15 protein-coding genes are annotated in these 19,038 nt (G+C 64.6%); 7 read left to right on the plus strand and 8 right to left on the minus strand.

Translation table 11 applies throughout. The features are described from left to right. Window positions 1–193 precede the first annotated feature (193 nt). Window positions 194–922, plus strand: a complete 729-nt coding sequence (locus AYJ54_RS38345) for a Crp/Fnr family transcriptional regulator (RefSeq protein ID WP_063707540.1) — start codon at window positions 194–196, stop codon at window positions 920–922. 9 nt (window positions 923–931) lie between these two features. Here the strand turns inward: AYJ54_RS38345 and AYJ54_RS38350 are convergent, their stop codons facing one another. Further along, window positions 932–1,708: a cyclase family protein gene (locus tag AYJ54_RS38350; RefSeq protein WP_063707543.1), complete on the minus strand. Its 777-nt coding sequence runs from the start codon at window positions 1,706–1,708 to the stop codon at window positions 932–934. A 580-nt stretch (window positions 1,709–2,288) separates the two neighbouring features. Here AYJ54_RS38350 and AYJ54_RS38355 point away from each other — a divergent pair. From AYJ54_RS38355 to AYJ54_RS38370, 4 genes are all read left to right on the plus strand, one after another. Continuing rightward, complete coding sequence (locus AYJ54_RS38355; RefSeq protein WP_063707546.1) at window positions 2,289–3,260, plus strand: TRAP transporter substrate-binding protein; 972 nt, start codon at window positions 2,289–2,291, stop codon at window positions 3,258–3,260. Between the two features lie 63 nt (window positions 3,261–3,323). Beyond that, a complete protein-coding gene (locus AYJ54_RS38360; RefSeq protein ID WP_063707549.1) occupies window positions 3,324–3,875 on the plus strand; it encodes a TRAP transporter small permease in 552 nt (183 codons plus the stop codon). Then, window positions 3,866–5,158 (plus strand): TRAP transporter large permease, encoded by a 1,293-nt coding sequence (locus AYJ54_RS38365; RefSeq protein WP_063707553.1) that lies wholly within the window; start codon window positions 3,866–3,868, stop codon window positions 5,156–5,158. Before AYJ54_RS38360 ends, AYJ54_RS38365 begins: the two co-directional genes overlap by 10 nt. Before the next feature lie 22 nt (window positions 5,159–5,180). Then, window positions 5,181–5,987 carry an SDR family NAD(P)-dependent oxidoreductase gene (locus tag AYJ54_RS38370; protein WP_063707556.1) on the plus strand — a complete coding sequence of 269 codons (807 nt, stop codon included), beginning with the start codon at window positions 5,181–5,183 and terminating at the stop codon, window positions 5,985–5,987. A 15-nt stretch (window positions 5,988–6,002) separates the two neighbouring features. On the opposite strand, the gene AYJ54_RS38375 is transcribed toward AYJ54_RS38370, so the two are convergent. From AYJ54_RS38375 to AYJ54_RS38390, 4 genes are read right to left on the minus strand one after another with little or no spacing between them, the layout of a single operon-like run. Beyond that, window positions 6,003–6,701 (minus strand): molybdate ABC transporter substrate-binding protein, encoded by a 699-nt coding sequence (locus AYJ54_RS38375; RefSeq protein WP_063707558.1) that lies wholly within the window; start codon window positions 6,699–6,701, stop codon window positions 6,003–6,005. Further along, window positions 6,698–8,830 (minus strand): xanthine dehydrogenase family protein molybdopterin-binding subunit, encoded by a 2,133-nt coding sequence (locus AYJ54_RS38380; protein ID WP_063707560.1) that lies wholly within the window; start codon window positions 8,828–8,830, stop codon window positions 6,698–6,700. Before AYJ54_RS38380 ends, AYJ54_RS38375 begins: the two co-directional genes overlap by 4 nt. After that, entirely contained in the window at window positions 8,827–9,297 is a 471-nt protein-coding gene (locus AYJ54_RS38385) for a (2Fe-2S)-binding protein (protein WP_063707565.1), read from the minus strand. Before AYJ54_RS38385 ends, AYJ54_RS38380 begins: the two co-directional genes overlap by 4 nt. A 14-nt stretch (window positions 9,298–9,311) precedes the next feature. Next, the gene (locus tag AYJ54_RS38390) at window positions 9,312–10,286 is read right to left on the minus strand and encodes a Bug family tripartite tricarboxylate transporter substrate binding protein (RefSeq protein ID WP_063707567.1); all 975 of its coding nucleotides are present in this window, start codon (window positions 10,284–10,286) and stop codon (window positions 9,312–9,314) included. A 233-nt stretch (window positions 10,287–10,519) separates the two neighbouring features. On the opposite strand from AYJ54_RS38390, the gene AYJ54_RS38395 reads away from it, so the two are divergent. Together AYJ54_RS38395 and AYJ54_RS38400 are read left to right on the plus strand one after the other, a co-directional pair. Further along, window positions 10,520–12,610, plus strand: a complete 2,091-nt coding sequence (locus AYJ54_RS38395; protein WP_063707570.1) for a molybdopterin oxidoreductase family protein — start codon at window positions 10,520–10,522, stop codon at window positions 12,608–12,610. Between the two features lie 138 nt (window positions 12,611–12,748). Continuing rightward, window positions 12,749–13,531: an enoyl-CoA hydratase/isomerase family protein gene (locus AYJ54_RS38400; RefSeq protein WP_063707572.1), complete on the plus strand. Its 783-nt coding sequence runs from the start codon at window positions 12,749–12,751 to the stop codon at window positions 13,529–13,531. A 1,165-nt stretch (window positions 13,532–14,696) separates the two neighbouring features. Here the strand turns inward: AYJ54_RS38400 and AYJ54_RS38410 are convergent. From AYJ54_RS38410 to AYJ54_RS38420, 3 genes are all read right to left on the minus strand, one after another. After that, window positions 14,697–15,125, minus strand: a complete 429-nt coding sequence (locus tag AYJ54_RS38410) for a GlcG/HbpS family heme-binding protein (protein ID WP_063707578.1) — start codon at window positions 15,123–15,125, stop codon at window positions 14,697–14,699. After that, window positions 15,118–18,096: an FAD-binding and (Fe-S)-binding domain-containing protein gene (locus tag AYJ54_RS38415; RefSeq protein ID WP_063707580.1), complete on the minus strand. Its 2,979-nt coding sequence runs from the start codon at window positions 18,094–18,096 to the stop codon at window positions 15,118–15,120. The genes AYJ54_RS38410 and AYJ54_RS38415 overlap by 8 nt, the downstream gene beginning before the upstream one ends. A gap of 106 nt (window positions 18,097–18,202) precedes the next feature. Then, window positions 18,203–18,940 (minus strand): GntR family transcriptional regulator, encoded by a 738-nt coding sequence (locus AYJ54_RS38420; protein WP_063707581.1) that lies wholly within the window; start codon window positions 18,938–18,940, stop codon window positions 18,203–18,205. Window positions 18,941–19,038 lie beyond the last annotated feature (98 nt).

Here is a 19,038-nt window from a genome sequence, read left to right on the forward strand (position 1 = left end):
GGTCGCCTCCCGCCGTGTCCGCAACTCTGCATCGCCCGGACTGCATCGACGCATCCTGCGGATGCGCATTTTGCCCGATCGGGGCATTTTCGCGGCATTTGTCTCAATTCGCGCACATGCTTTCCGGTTGAAAAGCCCGGCAACACTGACTAGGGAGGAACCCAGTGCCTCGCAGTCTTAGGAGCCCAGCGGCGTGCCTCAGGACAAGACCGGCGACCCCCGACAGTCGACGGGGAATAAATTATCGGTCCTGCGCAAGCACCCGATCTTCGCGGATCTGGAGCCGGACGCGCTCGATCAGCTCTGCCGCTACGCCAAGCACACCACGGTGAAGCGCGGCGCGACGATTGCCGCGAAGGGCGATCCGGGCAACAATCTTTTCGCGGTGATCTCGGGGACAGTAAAGATTTCCTCCTCATCGCCCGATGGCCGGAATGCCATTCTCAATCTGATCGGTCCCGGAGAGATTTTTGGCGAGATCGCGGTCCTCGACGGTGCACCGCGGTCGGCCGACGCGACCGCCAACACCAATTGCGAGCTCTACATCATCGACCGCCGCGATTTCCTGCCGTTCGTGAAGAGCCAGCCGGCGCTGGCGATGAAATTCATCGAATTGCTTTGCGCGCGCCTGCGCTGGACCAGCCAGCAGGTCGAGCAGGTCATCTTGCAGAATCTGCCGGGCCGGCTTGCAAGCGCGCTGCTTGGTCTCACCGAAGAACGCAAGCTCGACTCCGGCAGCGGCACGCTCGCCATCACGCAGCAGGAGATCAGCGAGATGGTCGGAATGACGCGCGAGAGCATCAACAAGCAATTGCGCGCCTGGGCCGGGCGCAACTGGGTTCGGCTCGAGCACGGCGCGATCGTCGTGCTCGATATCGACGCGCTGCGCGAGCTCGCCGAGAGCGGCCTCGACGGCGAGTGACGGGCCAAGCTAGCTGTCGATGATGGCGACCGCGCGGGTCCAGCCCGCCGATGCACGCTCGATCTTTACGGGAAAGCACGAGATTGTGAAGCCGCTCGGGGGCAGCTTGTCGAGGTTGTGCAGTTTCTCGAGGTGGCAATAGCCGATATGCCGCCCCGCCTTGTGGCCCTCCCAGATCAGACTGGCGTCCTTTGTTTCCGCATATTTCTTCGCGGTGTAGACGAACGGCGCGTCCCAGCTCCAGCCGTCCGTGCCGGTCAGCCGCACGCCGCGTTCGAGCAGATACATCGTGGCCTCATAGCCCATGCCGCAGCCGGAATTGACGTAGTCCACCTGGCCGAACTTCGCGCCGGCGCTGGTGTTGACGACGACGATCTCCAGCGGCGACAGCGTGTGGCCGATGCGCTTGAGCTCATTCTCCACATCTTCGGCCGTCGCCACGTAACCGTCGGGCAGATGCCGGAAGTCGAGCTTCACGCCGGGCTGGAGGCACCATTCGAGCGGCACTTCGTCGATGGTCCATGACCGCTCGCCGCGGTTCATGGTCGGGTGGAAGTGCCAGGGCGCATCGAGATGCGTGCCGTTATGAGTGGACAGCGAGACCTGTTCGACGGCCCAGCCTTGGCCATCCGGCAGATCTTCCGCCTTGAGGCCGTCGAAGAATTGCAGCATGTGCGGCAGGCCCTGCTGGTGATCGATGTACTGGATCGTCGGGTGATTGCCGGGCGGATCGGCCGGCACGTCGTTCTGCAACGGCACGGAAATATCGATCAGCTTTCGCGGCATGGCATTTCCTCAGGATGGTCCGATGTTTCGAACATCTTGAGGGGCCTCCCTTGGCGACGTCAAGTGACGCGCCGGCGAGGTCAAGCCAGCCCGCCGTGTCTCACCACAATGCGGGTCGCGGCAAATCCATCGATGCAACTCTTGCATTGATCGATGCCGGATTTGGCTTGGACTCAGAATGCCGCCCGGCCTAGGGACGACATTGGCGACATCGCGCTGATGCAGCGCGTTCGCACAGGGATGGGGCGCCCGTCTCGTCCGCACCTCCAAGCCGCAACCAATAGCGGTCGAGCATAAAACGAGAGGAACGTCCATGAATACAACGAGCATCGTTACCTCGCATCCGGCATTGGCCGACGCCGAGGCGCGATTGCAGGAGGGGCCGGCACCTGCCGCGCAGGTCCCCGCGGAAGGGGGGCCGCCGATATCATGAAGCAGCCAAATCCACTCGACTCCGTCGCGCAATCCTACCAAGGTGGTGCGGTTGTAGCGCTTGACTTCACACCTGGAGTGGAGCGACCCAAGGCGGCCCGCAGCACCTGCCCAACGACGAAATAATCAACTCAGGAGGAAAGCCCAGATGAAGACACTAATCGGTATCATCGCAGCCGCTGCACTGGCGGTCTCAGCGCCCCTGGCGACCGCACGCGATTTCCGCTCCGCCGACATCCACCCCGCCGACTATCCGACCGTCGAAGCCGTCAAGTTCATGGGCAAACAGCTCGCGACGGCGAGCGGCGGCAAGCTCGGCGTGAAGGTGTTTCCCAATGGAGCCCTGGGCTCCGAGAAGGACACCATCGAGCAACTCAAGATCGGCGCACTCGACATGATGCGGATCAACGCATCACCGTTGAACAACTTCGTGCCCGAAACCATCGCGTTGTGCCTGCCCTTCGTGTTCCGGGACACGCAGCACATGCGCACGGTGCTTGACGGGCCGATCGGCGACGAAATCCTGGCGGCCATGGAGCCCGCAGGCTTGGTCGGCCTTGCCTATTACGACAGCGGCGCCCGATCCATTTACACCGTCAAGGCACCGATCAAGTCGCTCGCAGACCTCAAGGGCTTGAAGATTCGCGTTCAGCAGTCCGATCTGTGGGTCGGTATGATCGAGAGCCTCGGAGCCAACCCGACGCCGATGCCGTATGGCGAGGTCTATACCGCTCTCAAGACCGGTCTGGTGGACGCTGCCGAGAACAACTGGCCCTCCTACGAGTCGTCGCGCCATTTCGAGGCAGCCAAGTTCTACAACGTCACTGAGCACTCCCTGGCGCCCGAAGTTCTCGTGATGTCCAAGAAGGTCTGGGACACGCTGAGCAAGGAGGATCAGGCGATGATCCGCAAGGCGGCCAAGGAATCGGTGCCCTACATGCGCAAGCTCTGGGACGAGCGTGAGCAGGCTTCCCGCAAGACCGTCGAGGCGGCCGGCGTTCAGGTCGTTCCGATCGCCAACAAGGCGGAATTCGTCGACGCGATGAAGCCGGTCTACGCCAAGTTCGCTGGTGACGAAAAGCTGCAGAGCCTCGTCAAGCGTATCCAGGACACGAAGTAAGAACATAGCGTCGGGTTCCGGCGTCGCCGACCGGCGACACCGGACCCTCGCAAGGAGACGCGGATGTCAGATCCACACGTCGCAAGCCACGAGCCGGAGGCGGAAGCCGCACGCCCGTCTACCGGCTTGCTGTCGCGCATCAATGCCGTCGTCGCTCGCGTGGGCATGTATCTGTCCGTGAGCGGCCTGCTCGTCATCGTCACCATCGTGTTCTACCAGGTGTTCGGACGTTACGTGCTCAATTCCAGCCCGACCTGGACGGAGAACCTTGCGCTGGTTCTGATCCTGTATGTCACGCTGATCGGCGCCGCCGTCGGCGTGCGCGATGCCGGACACATCGGAATGGACAGTTTGCTGGTGATGCTTCCGGATCAACTGCGAGAGAAGATCGAGCTTGTGATCCACGTCCTGGTGGCCGTGTTTGGCATTGCGATGGTCTACAACGGCTGGATACTCGGGGCGTCGGTCGGAACCGTGAAGATCCCCAATCTCGGCCTTCCTGAGGTTGTCCGCTACGTTCCGCTGATCGCCTCCGGCGTCCTGATCGTCTCCTTTTCAATCGAGCACATCATTGCTCTCCTGCGCGGCGAAGAGGTCGTCCCCTCATGGAATTGATCATTCTCGGCGCTTCCTTCTTCGGCTTCCTGATCCTCGGCGTACCAGTCGCCTTCGCGATCGGCCTCTCGGCGATTTGTACCATCCTCTACGAAGGCTTGCCGGTCGCCGTCATCTTCCAGCAGATGATGTCGGGGATGAACATCTTCTCCTTCCTTGCCATACCGTTCTTCGTCTTCAGCGGTGAGCTGATGTTGCATGGCGGCGTCGCCGACAAGATCGTGCAGCTCGCCAAGAATCTCGTCGGGCACATCCGCGGCGGGCTCGGCATGTCGAACGTGGTGGCCTGCACGCTGTTCGGCGGCGTATCCGGTTCGCCCGTGGCCGACGTGTCGGCGATGGGAGCGGTGATGATCCCGATGATGAAAAAGGAAGGTTTCGACACCGACTACGCCGTCAACGTCACCACCCACGCCTCGCTGGTCGGAGCGCTGATGCCGACCAGTCACAACATGATCATCTATGCCCTGGCCGCCGGCGGCAAGGTATCGATCGGCGCGCTTATCGCCGCCGGCCTCATGCCGGCGCTCGTGCTGATGCTGTGCATGCTGGTTGCCGCTTACGCGGTCGCGGTGAAGCGAGGCTATCCGGCCGGCAAGTTCCCCGGCTGGGCCGAGGTTTTCCGCTCGTTCGCGTCCGCGCTCCCCGGCCTTCTGATCGTCGGCATCATCCTGGCGGGCATCCTGTCCGGCGTCTTCACCGCAACTGAATCCGCAGCCGTCGCGGTCACCTACACGATCCTGCTGACCTTCTTCATCTACCGGACCATGACCTGGCAGAACTTCCTGCGCGCCGCGGCCAAGGCAGTGAAGACGACAGGCGTGGTGCTGCTGCTGATCGGCGTCTCCACCATGTTCCAGTATCTGATGGGGCTCTACGAGGTGGCCGACCTCGCCGGCGATATGATGAGCAAGGTATCCACGGAACCCTGGGCCATCTTCCTGCTCATCAACATCATCCTGTTCGTGCTCGGCACGTTCATGGACATGGCAGCGACCATCCTGATCTGCACTCCGATCTTCCTGCCGATCGCGATGAAGGCGGGCATGGATCCGGTGCAGTTCGGCATGCTGATGCTGATCAACTGCGCCCTGGGGCTGAACACCCCGCCGGTCGGAACGACGCAGTTCGTGGGCTGCGCCATCGGTGGCATCTCGGTGGGCGCGGTGATGCGCACCATCCTGCCGTTCTACGCCGCCCTGATCGCGGCGCTCATGTTCGTGACCTACATCCCCGCCTTCTCGCTGTGGCTGCCCCGTCTGCTGATGGGCTATAAGGGATAGCAGCAACAGGGAGAATCTGTCCGTGACTGACTATCGCAAGCTCTTCGATCTCACCGACAAGACCGCTGTCGTGCTCGGCGCAGCATCGGGTATCGGCAAGTCGTCGGCAGAAGCGCTGGCCGGGCTCGGTGCCCGTGTCGTCTGTGCGGACCGCGCGCTTGACGCGGCCGAAGCGACCGCCGCCGGCATTCGCGAGCAGGGCGGCTGGGCCGAGGCCGCCGCGTGCGACGCTGCGAGCGCGGCGGATGTCGCAGCGCTGGCCACGACGGTGATGCAGAAATTCCCGCGGCTCGACATCGCTGTGACGACGCCCGGGCTCAATATCCGCAAGACCATTCTCGATTACACCGAGGAAGATCTCGACCGCGTTGTTACGCTGAACGTCAAGGGCACCGTCTGGTTCTTCCAGGCCTTTGGCCGCATCATGGTGGAGCAGAAGAGCGGCAGCATCATCGCCTGCTCCTCGGTGCGCGCGGTGACGATCGAACCGGGCCTTGCCGTGTATGGCTCGACCAAGGCGGCGATCGGCCTCCTGGTGAAGGGATTTGCCTCCGAGGTCGGCCGCTCCGGCGTGCGCGTCAACGCGATCGCGCCGAGCATCGCGGAGACGGCGCTGACCGGCCCGTTCAAGCAGCGCCCCGATATCTATAATCTCTACGCCGGCCACACCGTCTTTAACCGCTGGAGCAGCGCGGACGAGGTCGCGACCGCCGTTGCCTATCTCGCTTCGGATGCCGCGAGCTATGTCAGCGGCAGCACGCTGTTCGTCGATGGCGGCTGGACCGCCGTCGACGGTCCGCCCACCGGCCTCACCCAGTTGAACAAGTAAGGCGCGCCCGAGCATCTAGCCGGCAAAGCCCACGCGCCGGCGCAGCTCCCTTTGGTCTGCGCCGGCCAACAGTGCGATCAGCGCGCGTGCCTCTGCCGGATGCGTGGCCCGCGTAGTGACGCCGGCTGTGTACATCGTGACGAGCTCGCATCCCGGCGGCAGCGATCCGGACAGCACGATGCCGTCGGTCGCGATGATCTCCGTTGCTTGCGTGCATCCGATCGGCCTTTGCGCGGTGGATGCCGCAAGCTCGCGCATCGCGGTCGCGCCGTTCGGATAGATCTTGAGGCGCGATGCGACCTCATAGGCAATGCCGAGCTGATCCAGGACCTTGGCCACGTGCATGCCGGCGGTCGAGGCCTTGGTGTCCGGGACGAAGATGGCGTCGGCGGCGCGCAGCACCTCGCGCAGATCGGCTTCAGTTCTGACCGCCACCTTGGGATCGCTTGCACGAACCGCGAGCGCGGTCTCGACCTGGCCGATGTCTGCAATCGATGCGGGCGTCACGAGCTGCTCGGCTGCGAGCTTGGCCACGAGCGTGCGCGTCAGGATGACGAGATCCGCCGGCGCGCTCGCGCGTAGCTTGTCGGCCATGATGCCGACCGCGCCGAACTCGCCGTCGATGCCGAATCCGGTCTGCGCCTTGAAGGCCTCGCTGAGGCCGCGCACCAGGCCTTGCGCCGCGCCTCCGCTCAGGATGTTCAGTGTCGTCACGATGCAAGCTCCATGGCTGCAATGATCCTGTCGCGCGTGATCGGCAGGTCGCGCACGCGTACGCCGAGGCCGTCGAACACCGCGTTCGCGATCGCCGCCGTCACCGGGCCGTGAGCGGCTTCACCGGCGCCGACCGGCTCGATCTCCGGCCGCTGGATGACCTCGACATCCACCGCCGGCACCTCGCTGAACGTCAGGATCGGATAGTCCGTCCAGGAGGTGGACGTGATGTGCGTGCGGTCGAACCGGACGCGCTCCTTCAGCACCCAGCTCGTCGCCTGGATCGCGCCGCCCTCGATCTGGTTGATCACGCCGTCAGGATTGATGGCCTCGCCGACATCGACCGCGAGCGTCAGTCGCTTCACGCGGATGTCGTCGTCGCCTGCGATCTCGGCAATCGCGGCGCAATAGGCGCCCGTGTTCTTGTAGCGCGCAAAGCCGACGCCGTGGCCGACGCCGGCTCGCTTCTGCGACTTCCACTGCGCGCGTCGCGCCGCAGCGCGGATGACGTCGCTCGCGCGCTCGTCGCGGAGATGACGCAGACGGAACTCGATCGGGTCTTCGCCGCGCAGAGCAGCGATCTCGTCGAGCAGGGATTCAATGGCGAACACGTTGGCTTGCCCGCCCAGAGTTCGCAGCGCCGAGGTGCGCACCGGCATGGACAGCAGCCGATGGCTTGTGATTGTCCAAGCCGGGAAGTCATAGAGCGGAACGGAGTTGCGGTCCCCGCCGCCGCCATTCGCAGCCGGCGGATTGGAGGAGATCATCCGGGGGTAGGGGTTCGCGATCTCGGTTGCCGCAAGCAGCGCAGGCTGCGCCGCGCGTCCCGGCCGAGCCGCATGGCCATTGCTCCAGATCGCATGGCGCCAGCCGACGATCTCGTTGTCCGCATCGAGATCGGCCTCGATCTCGATCGCCATTGCGGCGCCGAATGGCGCGTGTGACATCTCGTCGTGACGCGACCATTGCACCCGGACCGGACGGCCGCCCGCGGCCTTGGCCAGCAGCACAGCATCGAGCGCGACGTCATCGGCCGCATTGTGTCCGTAGCAGCCGGCGCCCTCCATGTGCTCGACGATGATGCTCTCGGCCGGGAGCTTGAGCACGATGGCGAGATCGGCGCGCAGCAGGTAGACGCCCTGACTGTGCGTCCAGACCTGGACGCGATCGCCGTTCCATTGCGCCATGGCGCAGGACGGCGCGATCGAGGCATGCGCGATGTAGGGGCGGGTATATTGCCGGCGCACGGTACGGCTGGGCTTGCTCGTCTTTGCCGATGACCTGGTGTCGATGATGGTCGTCTCGACCGGCTGAGTTCTGAGGAAGCCTGCCAGATCATCTTCATTGGGCAGCGGCTCGCCAGCCGACCACGTTGCGCCCTTGCGCAAGGCTTTCAGCGCAGCTTCGGCCGCTCCCTCACTGTCGGCGACCACGCCGGCAAAGCCGCCGTCGCGGACGATTGCGATGAAGCCGGGAACGGCGCGCGCGGCGGCTTCGTCGAGCGCGATCAATTTGGCGCCTGAAATATCCGGCCGCAGCACGCGTCCGTGCAGCAGGCCCGGCAGCGCGCGATCATGGATGAACCGCGGCCGCGCGAACACCTTGTCCGGAATGTCGACGCGCTGGATCGATTGTCCGGCGATGCCGCGGAGCGCAGCGCGCTTCGCGATCGCGTCCGCAGTGGCCTCGCGGTCGAGGGAGACTTCGCCGGCCAGCTCCCAATAGCTGGTCCTGACATTGCCGGGTCCCGAAATCGTGCCGTCATTGATATCGAGCCGCGACGCATCGACGCCGAGGCGCTCCGATGCTGCGACCAGGAAGAGCAGACGCACCTCGGCACAGACCTGGCGCAGCGCGCGACCGGATTGCTGGATCGAGAGGCTGCCCGAGGTGACGCCCTCGTTCGGGCTGGCCGCTGTCGAGGCGCGGATCATCTCGACCCGCGCGATATCGACATCGAGCTCGTCCGCGGCGATCTGCGCCAGCGCGGTGACGATGCCCTGGCCGATCTCGACCTTGCCCGGCGAGATCGCGACATGGCCTTCGTCGGTGAACTTCACCCAGGACGACAGTTTTGGATTGACCGCCAAACTGACCGGCAATTTCGGGGTAGGGGATGGCGTGCTCATGGCGTAGCCGTCTCCGACGCTGCCCGCAGCACGGCGCGCACCATGCGGTTGTGCGATCCGCAGCGGCACAGATTGCGATCGAGTGCTGCCCTGACTTCAGCCTCTGTCGGCGACGGATTGCGCTTCAGCAGCGCCGCCGCGCTGACGAGGACTCCCGACACGCAATAGCCGCACTGCATCGCCTGTTCGGAAATGAAGGCGCGTTGCAGCGGATGCGGTTGCTCGGCCGTGCCGAGGCCTTCGACGGTGGTGACGTCCTTGTCGGCGACCGACCACATCGGCATGTCGCAGGACGCCATCGCGCGATCACCGATCATGACATAGCAGGCGCCGCACTCATTGGCCCCGCAGCCGAAATGCGGGCCGGTGACGCCGAGCCGGCCGCGCAGCACATCAAGCAGCATCTGATCCGGATCGACCTCCACCGCAGCCGCGGTGCCGTTGAGACGGAAGCGAATAGTCGGCATGATCGAACGCGGCCTCAGGACTTGTCGAACTTCTTGACGACATCGGCCCATTTGGCGATGTCGCCGCGCAGGAATTTGTCGAACTCCTCGGGCGTCATCGACATGGGTACGGCCCCCTGTTCTGTCCAGAGTTTTACGATGTCGGGCCGCTTCACCATTGCGTTCACGGCGGCATTGAGCTTGTCGATGATCGGCTTCGGCGTGCCGGCCGGCGCCATGAGGCCGAGCCAGATCGTTGCCTCATAGCCGGGCACACCGGCCTCGCCTGCGGTCGGCACGTTCGGCAGCACCGCGGAGCGTTGCTGGCCGGTGGTCGCAAGCGCGCGCACCTGGTTCTCGCCGATGTTCGGCGCCATCGCCGGCACCGCGTCGATCATCATCTGCACCTGTCCGCCGATCACACCGCTGCGCGCCTCGCCGCTGTTGCGATAGGGAACGTGCACGACTTCGATGCCGGCCATGGCTTTGAACAACTCGCCCGCCATGTGGTACGGTGTGCCCTGGCCGGACGAGGCGTAGTTCAGCTTGCCCGGCTGCGACTTGGTGAGCGCGATGAATTCCTGGAGCGTCTTCGCCGGCACCGTCGGGCTCACCACGATGACGAGATCGGAATAGTTCACCGGGGCGATCGGCGCGAGATCGCGCATCAGGTCGTATTTGCGCTGCGCCGGGGTCAACAGCGATTCGTTTGCGGTCTGGGTGTTGGACATCATGAGCAGCGTGTAGCCGTCGGCCGGCGACTTCACTGCTTCGACCGTGCCGATGACGCCGCCCGCACCGGTGCGGTTCTCGATGACGAAGGGCTGGCCAAAACTCTCCTGGAGGACATTGCCGATCAGCCGGGCCGCGACATCAGCCGGGCCACCGGCGCCGAAGGGCACGACGATGCGGACGGCATGGGCGGGATATTCTTGGGCCAAACAGGAGGGGGCGGATAATGAACTAAGCAGGCCAGCCGCCAGCGCCAGCACGAATCTTGGGGCCGTCATGCCCACCTCCCTCTGTCGTTCTTGTTGGCCGGCACTGTAGCGGCAGGGCGCGCGGACTGTCGACGCCTCAGAAAGTCGATCGAGGCGGGAATATCGGCCGGCTTTCGGGGTGACTTCGCGCCATTTCGCGGTCGCGGCAGGAACCGGCGGCGCGCGCGGTTTGAGCCAATTGCATGGGTAATGCCGGATATATGCCCTCGGCTGCCCGGTATTTTGGTGTTACGAATTTCCCCATGAACCAGCACGCCAGGATCGAGATCCGCCACTCCACCTGTCCGCATGATTGTCCTTCGGCCTGCGCCCTCGACGTCGAGGTGGTCGAAGGCCGCAGCATCGGCCGCGTCCGCGGCTCCAAGCGGCAGACCTATACGGCCGGCGTGGTCTGCGCCAAGGTCGCCCGCTATGCCGAGCGCATCCATCACCCCGAGCGCGTGATGTATCCGATGCGCCGTACGGGTCCGAAGGGGTCCGGCCAGTTCGCGCGGATTTCCTGGGACGAGGCGCTGGACGAGATCGGGCACCGCTTCAACGAAGCCGAGCGCGAGTTCGGCGCGGAATCGATCTGGCCCTATTACTATGCCGGCACGATGGGGCTGGTGATGCGCGACGGCCTCAATCGCCTCACGCATGTGAAGAAATATTCGCGCTTCTATTCGACGATCTGCGCCAACGTCGCACGCGTCGGTTATGCGATCGGCACCGGCAAGATCGCCGGCGTCGACCCGCGCGAAATGGCGCTCTCCGATCTCGTCGTGATCTGGGGCACCAACCCCGTCAATACCCAGGTCAACGTGATGACGCACGCCTCGCGCGCCCGCAAGGAGCGCGGCGCGAAGATCGCGGCGGTCGACATCTACGACAACGAGACCATGAAGCAGGCCGACATCAGGATCATCCTGCGGCCCGGCACCGACGGCGCGTTTGCCTGCGGCGTCATGCACGTCCTGTTCCGCGACGGCTATGCCGACCGCGCCTACATGGACACGTACACCGATTGCCCGGCAGAGCTTGAGGCGCATCTGAAGACGCGCACGCCGCAGTGGGCATCTGCGATCTGCGGCGTGCCGGTGTCCGAGATCGACGCCTTCGCGAAGGCGGTCGGCGAGACCAAGCGGACCTTCCTCCGCCTCGGTTACGGCTTCACCCGCTCGCGCAACGGCGCTGCGCAGATGCATGCTGCGCTCTGCATTGCCGCGGTGACCGGCGCCTGGCAATATGAAGGCGGCGGCGCCTTCTTCAACAATTACGCGCTGTGGCATTTCGACGAATCCATCATCGAGGGCCACGACGCGATCGACCGCACCACGCGCGCCCTCGATCAGTCCCAGATCGGTCGCATCCTGACGGGCGACACCGAGGCCTTGCACGGCAAGGGCCCGATCAAGGCGATGCTGATCCAGAACACCAACCCGATGACGGTGGCGCCGGAGCAGGCGCGGGTAGCCCAGGGCTTTGCGCGCGAGGACCTGTTCGTCGCGGTGCACGAGCAGTTCATGACCGAGACGGCGCAGATGGCCGACATCGTGCTGCCCGCGACCATGTTCATGGAGCACGACGACCTCTATTACGGCGGCGGCCACCAGCACATCTCGGTCGGCCCCAAGCTGATCGATCCGCCCGGCGAATGCCGCTCCAACCACGAGGTCTTGCAGGCGCTGGCGCCGCGCGTCGGTGCGAAGCATCCGGGCTTCGAGATGACGCCGCGCGAGATGATCGACGCGACGCTGAAGCTGAGCGGTCATGGCGATATCGGAGGGCTCGAGGCCGACATCTGGCGCGACCTGCAGCCGGACTTCCGCACGTCGCATTATCTCGACGGCTTTGCTCATGCCGACAAGAAATTCCATTTCAAGGCCGATTGGGCGCATCCACCGTTCGGGCTGATGATGGGTGATTTCGACAAGATGCCGTCGCTGCCGGATCATTGGGCGGTCATCGAGCAGGTGGATCAGGATCATCCGTTCCGGCTTGCGACCAGCCCGTCGCGCAGCTTCCTCAACACCACCTTCAACGAGACGCCGTCCTCGCAGGCCCGCGAGGGCAAGCCGAGCGTGATGATCCACCCGCTGGATGCGGCCGCGCTAGATATTGCCGACGGCGATGCCGTGACGCTCGGCAACACCCGCGGCGAGACCACGCTGGTTGCGACCCTGTTCGAGGGCGTGCGGCGCGGTGTGCTGATCGCGGAGTCCATTCATCCCAACAAGGATCATATCGGCGGCCGCGGCATCAACATGCTGACCGGAGCAGAGGCGATCGCACCGATCGGCGGGGCGGCGTTCCACGACAACAAGGTCTGGATCAGGAAGGCGGCCGCGGCCTGAGGCGCGCGCTCCCGCTTCGATCGAGCTGCAAAGTTGTGTCGAGGCGCTAAAGCGGCACGTCGTCTGAGTTTGCGCTTGCGCCCGCCGTCCTGTCTGCCGCAAATGTCGGGCAAGCGGAAGCCAACAAGCGAGCGTGCCATGACCGATACCACGAGCGTCATCACCGAGAAGCGCGGGCAGGCGTTTTGGATCACGATCAACCGGCCGGAAAAGCGCAACGCGCTGAACGGCGAGGTGATCGCCGGCATCGCCAAGGGCTATCGCGATGCGCATGACGACAAGGACGTCCGCGCCATCGTGCTGACGGGCGCGGGCGACAAGGCGTTCTGCGCCGGCGCGGACTTGCAGAACTCCGGCGCGGCTTTCGCGATGGATCATTCCAAGCCCAATGTCGACTATGCCGATCTGCTGCGTCTGTCACAGAACGCGACCAAGCCGGCGATCGCGCGCGTCGGCGGCGTCTGCATGGCCGGCGGCATGGGCCTGTTGTGCATGACCGACATGGCGGTGGCCGCCGATCACGTCATCTTCGGCCTGCCGGAAGTGAAGGTCGGCGTGTTCCCGATGCAGGTGCTGAGCCTGTTGCAGACCATCGCGCCGCCGCGCCTCGTCAACGAATGGGCGCTGACGGGCGAACCGTTCGACGCGAAAGCGGCGCAGGCGGCGGGACTGCTCAACTACGTCGTGCCCGCAGCCGAGCTCGACGCCAAGGTCGACTGGCTGATCGGCCGCATCGTCGACAAATCGCCGACCGCGATCCGCCGCGGCAAATATGCCATGCGCGCGATCGCATCGATGTCGTTCGACGAGAGCATCGCCTACACCGAAAGCCAGATCGCGCTGCTCGCGATGACCGAGGACGCCAAGGAGGGGCTGAAGGCGTTCAGCGAGAAGCGCAAGCCGTCCTGGACGGGACGGTGAGGGGGAGGACTGTCCAATTGTTCAGTGTCGTCCCGGCGAAGGCCGCGGAATCTATCGATCGCGGGGGTAGGGGTACCGAACTACGAGTCTTCGCCAAACTGTTCCCTGTGGTCATGGGTCCCGGCCTTCGCCGGGACGACGTTGGGGAGAGTGCGGTGCACTCCGACCCTCGTCATTGCGAGCGCAGCGAAGCAATCCAGAGTCTTTCCGCGGGTGGCAGTCTGGATTGCTTCGCTGCGCTCGCAATGACGGAGTAGGTGGCGCGGCCGTCATTCTCCAATTCACATTTCAAATAGCGGACACTATAACAGCAGACACGCCTTCGCATTCTCGCGGCGCTTCCCGCCCGAGCTTTGCTCTCTCCTTCACACCCTTTCAAAGAAAGGGCGCAGGGAAGGCCGGGCGCCGGCTGGCACCCATGAGCCTCTGTGCGATCAAATGCACACGCAAATGCACAGAGGAACGACAGGTGAAGCCGAAAACACCCGGCCTTCCCTGCGCAGTGGCATTACGGCTTATGCCGCGCTCTCCCCGGAGCCGAATTCCTTCTGGCCTCCGTCGCCGTGCGAAATGCACGGACATCGCCCCGGTCGGAGCAACGCCGCCTCCGCAAAAGGCTTGACCGTAGCAACGACGGCCAGGACCACACGGTTTTGCCGTACGCGTTCGGCGCCGTTCGTCGAGCGCGGCCCGCTGCGCTCACGAGGTTCAACTCGCCCTGCACACCACATTCCGCATCGACGTCGCCCGCGTCCACCGCAGCCCACCCACGATCCGTACGACTCGCGAACCGTCCCTTTCGTCGGGCGGGATGCGCTTTAAATGCGACAAATCAGAAATTCTGTAAAGGCGAATATTTGCGATGAGTCGATTGACCCATCCGTTGAGTGTTTTGCCCGTCGGGCAACGCAAGGGATTGTAGCCCGCATGTAGCGAAGCGGAATGCGGGGACACCGTCCCGGATTACGCTGCGCTCCATCCGGGCTACGAAACCCGGGACTGTTTTGCCCGACGGGCAGTGCGTAGGGTTGGTTACGCTACGCTTTGCGTCGTCATTCCGGGGCGCGCCACTTGGCGCGAGCCCGGACTCCATTTTTCCGCCTCGCTTATTGCATGATGGATTCCGGGCTCGCGCTTCGCGCGCCCCGGAATGACAAGCGCAATCTCAACCCGCGTTCGCCTTCAGCCCGGCGGCCTGGATGCCGGCGATGGCGCAGGCTTCGTCATTGTCGGAGGTGTCGCCGGACACGCCGACGGCGCCGAGCAGCGTCGTGCCGTCCTGGATCAGAACGCCGCCGGGCACCGGCACCAGCGCGCCCTTGGCGATCGTGTTCACGGCGTCGATGAAATAGGCCTGCTCCTGCGCGCGCTGGTACAGCGCGCGCGATCCGAGGCCCATGGCGAGCGCGCCATAGGCCTTGCCGTGTGCGATCTCGGCGCGCATCAAACTGGTGCCGTCCTGGGCCGCAGCGAGCTTGAGGACGCCGCGCGCATCCAGGACGGTAACGACCAGCGGCTTCAGTTTCAGCTCAGCTGCCTTTGCGAAGGCGGCGTCGAGAATCTTGCGGGCGACATCGAGGGTCAGATCAGCCATGGCTGGTTTCCTTTGTCATGGGCGAGGTCATGGAACTGGTGTTTGCGCGATCGAGGCTCATCGCCAGCACGCGAGCGACGTGGAGGGCTTCGCGCTGCGTACCGTCGTGGATCTGGTGCCGGCAGGAGGTGCCGTCGGCGACGACCAGCGTCGCCTGGTCCGCGCGCCGCACGGCCGGCAGCAGCGACAGCTCGGCCATCTCGATCGAGGCATCATAAGTGTCTGCGCCATAGCCGAAGGCGCCGGCCATGCCGCAGCAGCTCGACTCGATGGTCTCGACCTTCAGGCCGGGAATGAGGCGAAGCACCTGCTCGACCGGCTTGAAGGCGCCGAAGGATTTTTGATGGCAATGGCCGTGCACCATGACCCTGTCGGCGACGGTGCCGAGCGGCAGTTGCAGCCGTCCGGCCTCGGCCTCGCGCACCAAGAACTCCTCGAAGGTCAGCGCATGCGCGCCGACAGCCTTGGCGTCATTGTCCTTGCGCAGCGATGAAAGCTCGTCGCGCAGCGTCAACAGACAGCTCGGCTCGAGGCCGATGATCGGCACGCCGCGCGTCGCAAAGGGCGCGAAGGCGGCCACCAGCCGATCGAGCTCGGCCTTGGCTTCGTCGACGAGGCCCGCCGACAGGAACGTGCGGCCACAGCAGAGCGGGCGGTTGCCGCTCGCAGGCTTCGGCAGATGCACGCGATAGCCGCCGGCCGTGAGCACGCGGAGCGCAGCGTCGAGAGTCTCCCGCTCATAGATCCGGTTGAAGGTATCGGTGAACAGCACGACCTCGCGGCCGGTTTCCGGCCCGACGCTGTCAGCCGGCGGCACGAAGACGTCGCGGCGAAAGGCGGGCAGCGCGCGGCGCGCACTGATGCCGGCAAAGCGCTCGAACAGCTTTCGCAGCAGCGGGCTGCTGTTGCGCAGGTTCACAAGCGGGGCAAGGCGTGAGGCGAGGCCGGCATAGCGCGGGAGATAGCCGACGAGGCGGTCGCGCAGAGTCAGCCCGTGGCTTGCTGCACGTGCTGCGAGCACCTCGATCTTCATCTTGGCCATGTCGACGCCGGTCGGGCATTCGTGGCGGCAGGCCTTGCAGGAGACGCAGAGTTTCAGCGTTTCCATCATCTCGTCCGAGGCGAGCGCGTCGGGGCCGAGCTGGCCGGAGATCGCGAGCCGCAGTGTGTTGGCGCGGCCGCGAGTGACGTCCTTCTCGTTCCGCGTCGCGCGATAGGACGGGCACATCACGCCGCCTTCGAGCTTGCGGCAGGCGCCGTTGTTGTTGCACATCTCGATAGCGCCCTGGAAGCCGCCGCCAGCGCCGGGCCAGGCGGACCAGTCGAGCTTCGTCTTCAGCTCGTTCACGCGATAGTCCGGCCGGAAGCGGAACAGCGAGCGGTCGTCCATCTTCGGCGCATCGACGATCTTGCCGGGGTTGAGGACGTTGTCGGGATCGAAGCGATGCTTCACGTCCCTGAAGTCGGCGACGAGGCGCTCGCCGAACATCGTCTCATGAAATTCGGAGCGCACGAGGCCGTCGCCATGCTCGCCGGAATGCGAGCCCTTGTACTCCCGCACCAGCGCAAAGGCCTCTTCGGCGATGGCGCGCATCGCCTTGACGTCTTTCTCCAGCTTGAGGTTCAGCACGGGCCGCACATGCAGGCAGCCTTCGGAAGCATGCGCATACATCGTGCCGCTGGTGCCGTGTTTGGCAAAGACCTCGTTCAGCCGTGCGGTGTAGTCGGCGAGATGCGGCAGCGGCACCGCGCAGTCCTCGACGAAGGAGACCGGCTTGCCCTCCTGCTTCATCGACATCATGACGTTGAGGCCGGCGGCGCGGAAATCGGCGATGCCGCCTTGCAAGGCAGGCTCGGTGATCTCCACCACGCCGCCCCATCTGCGCTTGTCGTTGTTCCAGCCGAAGCCGAGATCGCCCATCAGTTCGGTGAGCTGCTTCAGGCGCTCCAGATTGTCGACCTGATCTTCCTCAGCGAACTCGACCACCAGTACGGCATCCGGATCGCCCTTGATGGCTGCGCCGATGATCGGCCGAAACATCGCAATGTCGCGGCCGAGCGCAATCATGGTGCGGTCGACCAGCTCGACTGCGATCGGCTTGAGCTTGACGAGATGCTGGGCCGCATCCATCGCCTCGTAGAAACTGCCGAAGTGGCAGACGCCGAGCGCTTTGTTGCGGATGACGGGCCAGAGCTTCAGCTCGACCTTGGTGGTGAAGGCGAGGGTGCCTTCGGAGCCGACGAGGAGATGCGCCATGTTGTTGGGCGCATTACGCGGCGTGAGCGCATCGAGATTGTAGCCGCCCACACGGCGCTGCACCTTTGGAAAGCGCGCCGCGATCTCCTCGGCCTCGCGCGCGCCGAGATCGAGCATGTCGCGGAACAGCGCGAGCGTCGCCTCGCCGGCGTTGACCTCGGAGAGATCGCGCTGCACCTCGCCGAACCGCGCCAGCGTGCCGTCGGCAAGCGCGGCCTCCATCGACAGCGTGTTGTCGCGCATGGTGCCGTAGCGCAGCGAGCGACCGCCGCAGGAATTGTTGCCGGCCATGCCGCCGATGGTGGCGCGCGAGGCCGTGGAGACGTCGACCGGGAACCAGAGGCCGTGCTTCTTGAGCTGGCGGTTGAGATCGTCGAGCACGATGCCGGGCTCGACCACGCAAGTGCGGTTCTCGACGTCGAGCGACAGGATCCGGTTCAGGTGTTTTGAAAGATCGACGACGAGACCGTCATTGACGGTCTGGCCGCATTGCGAGGTGCCGCCACCACGGGGGGTGACCTTCCGGCCCTCGTCGCGGGCGATCGCCAGTGCCCGCAGCGCCTCGTCCATCGACCGGGGCACGACCACGCCGGCCGGCATGATCTGGTAGAACGAGGCGTCCGTCGCATAGCGGCCGCGGCTGAAGGCGTCGAACAGGACGTCGCCGGTCAATTCCGACCGCAGGCGCCGTTCGAGCGAGGAGGCGTTTGTCATCCCTGATCCCGGACTGATCCAACGGGCCGGCTCAGCCTCATTGAATTATTCATTCTGGTTCCTGACCGACTATATTATGAATTCAAAACGAGCAAGTTGGTCGCCTTCAGGGCGACGTCGGCGCGCCCTCTGGGGCTTCGGTCAGGTGCTCGATTGCGGCCGTCCGCTTGTTGCGCAGGTGCTGGAACAGGATGTCGCTCAATTCGCTCCCCGAGCGGCGGCGGAGTGCGTCGAGGATGGCTTCGTGCTCGCGCATGGCCTCGCCCCAGCGCTGCCGTTTGCGGGCGAAATTCGCCGAGTAGCGGACGCGGCGGATCCGTCCTGCGAAGTTGGCATAGGCGGTCTTCAAGGTCTCGTTGCGGGCGGCGTTGACGATGCTCTCGTGGATGCGCTGGTTGATCTGGAAGTAGCCGTGCATGTCGCGATGCAGATAGTGGCCATACATCTCGTAATGCAGTCGCTCGATATCAGCGATTTCATCGTCGGTAATGGTCTCGCAGGCGAGGCGCCCGGCCAGGCTTTCCAGGCCTGCCATCAGGTCGAACAGTTCCTCGAGGTCGCGCTGGCTGAGCTGGCGCACGCGCGCGCCGCGGTTGGGCAATAGCTCGATCAGGCCCTCGGCGGCGAGCACCTTGAGTGCTTCGCGCAAGGGCGTGCGGGAGATGCCGAGCATTTCGCAGAGCTTGCGCTCTGGAACGCGCGCGCCCTCGGGGATGTTGCCCTCAACCACGTAGTCGCGCAGCCGCAGCAGGATCTCGCCGTGAAGCGAGGCTTCCTGGCGGTCGCTGCCGTTGCCGGCGGCTGGGCCGATCGGGACCCCGGAGTCGGGAATCGTGGATTTCATATGCAGCACAATAGTTTGCTCGTTTGATCGCGTCGATGTTCACAATCGCATACCAAAATTCTATTGAAAGGACAAAAAATGAATGCAAAATGACTGAC

This window comes from Bradyrhizobium centrolobii (assembly GCF_001641635.1).
Classification (GTDB): domain Bacteria; phylum Pseudomonadota; class Alphaproteobacteria; order Rhizobiales; family Xanthobacteraceae; genus Bradyrhizobium; species Bradyrhizobium centrolobii.

Excerpts from the sequence above, each read along its gene's own strand:
- AYJ54_RS38385 (WP_063707565.1), bottom strand. The coding sequence starts at position 9,297 with ATGCCGACTATTCGCTTCCGTCTCAACGGCACCGCGGCTGCGGTGGAG.
- AYJ54_RS38400 (WP_063707572.1), top strand. The coding sequence starts at position 12,749 with ATGACCGATACCACGAGCGTCATCACCGAGAAGCGCGGGCAGGCGTTT.
- AYJ54_RS38420 (WP_063707581.1), bottom strand. The coding sequence starts at position 18,940 with ATGAAATCCACGATTCCCGACTCCGGGGTCCCGATCGGCCCAGCCGCC.
- AYJ54_RS38395 (WP_063707570.1), top strand. The coding sequence starts at position 10,520 with ATGAACCAGCACGCCAGGATCGAGATCCGCCACTCCACCTGTCCGCAT.
- AYJ54_RS38355 (WP_063707546.1), top strand. The coding sequence starts at position 2,289 with ATGAAGACACTAATCGGTATCATCGCAGCCGCTGCACTGGCGGTCTCA.
- AYJ54_RS38365 (WP_063707553.1), top strand. The coding sequence starts at position 3,866 with ATGGAATTGATCATTCTCGGCGCTTCCTTCTTCGGCTTCCTGATCCTC.
- AYJ54_RS38415 (WP_063707580.1), bottom strand. The coding sequence starts at position 18,096 with ATGACAAACGCCTCCTCGCTCGAACGGCGCCTGCGGTCGGAATTGACC.
- AYJ54_RS38390 (WP_063707567.1), bottom strand. The coding sequence starts at position 10,286 with ATGACGGCCCCAAGATTCGTGCTGGCGCTGGCGGCTGGCCTGCTTAGT.
- AYJ54_RS38410 (WP_063707578.1), bottom strand. The coding sequence starts at position 15,125 with ATGGCTGATCTGACCCTCGATGTCGCCCGCAAGATTCTCGACGCCGCC.
- AYJ54_RS38350 (WP_063707543.1), bottom strand. The coding sequence starts at position 1,708 with ATGCCGCGAAAGCTGATCGATATTTCCGTGCCGTTGCAGAACGACGTG.
- AYJ54_RS38380 (WP_063707560.1), bottom strand. The coding sequence starts at position 8,830 with ATGAGCACGCCATCCCCTACCCCGAAATTGCCGGTCAGTTTGGCGGTC.
- AYJ54_RS38360 (WP_063707549.1), top strand. The coding sequence starts at position 3,324 with ATGTCAGATCCACACGTCGCAAGCCACGAGCCGGAGGCGGAAGCCGCA.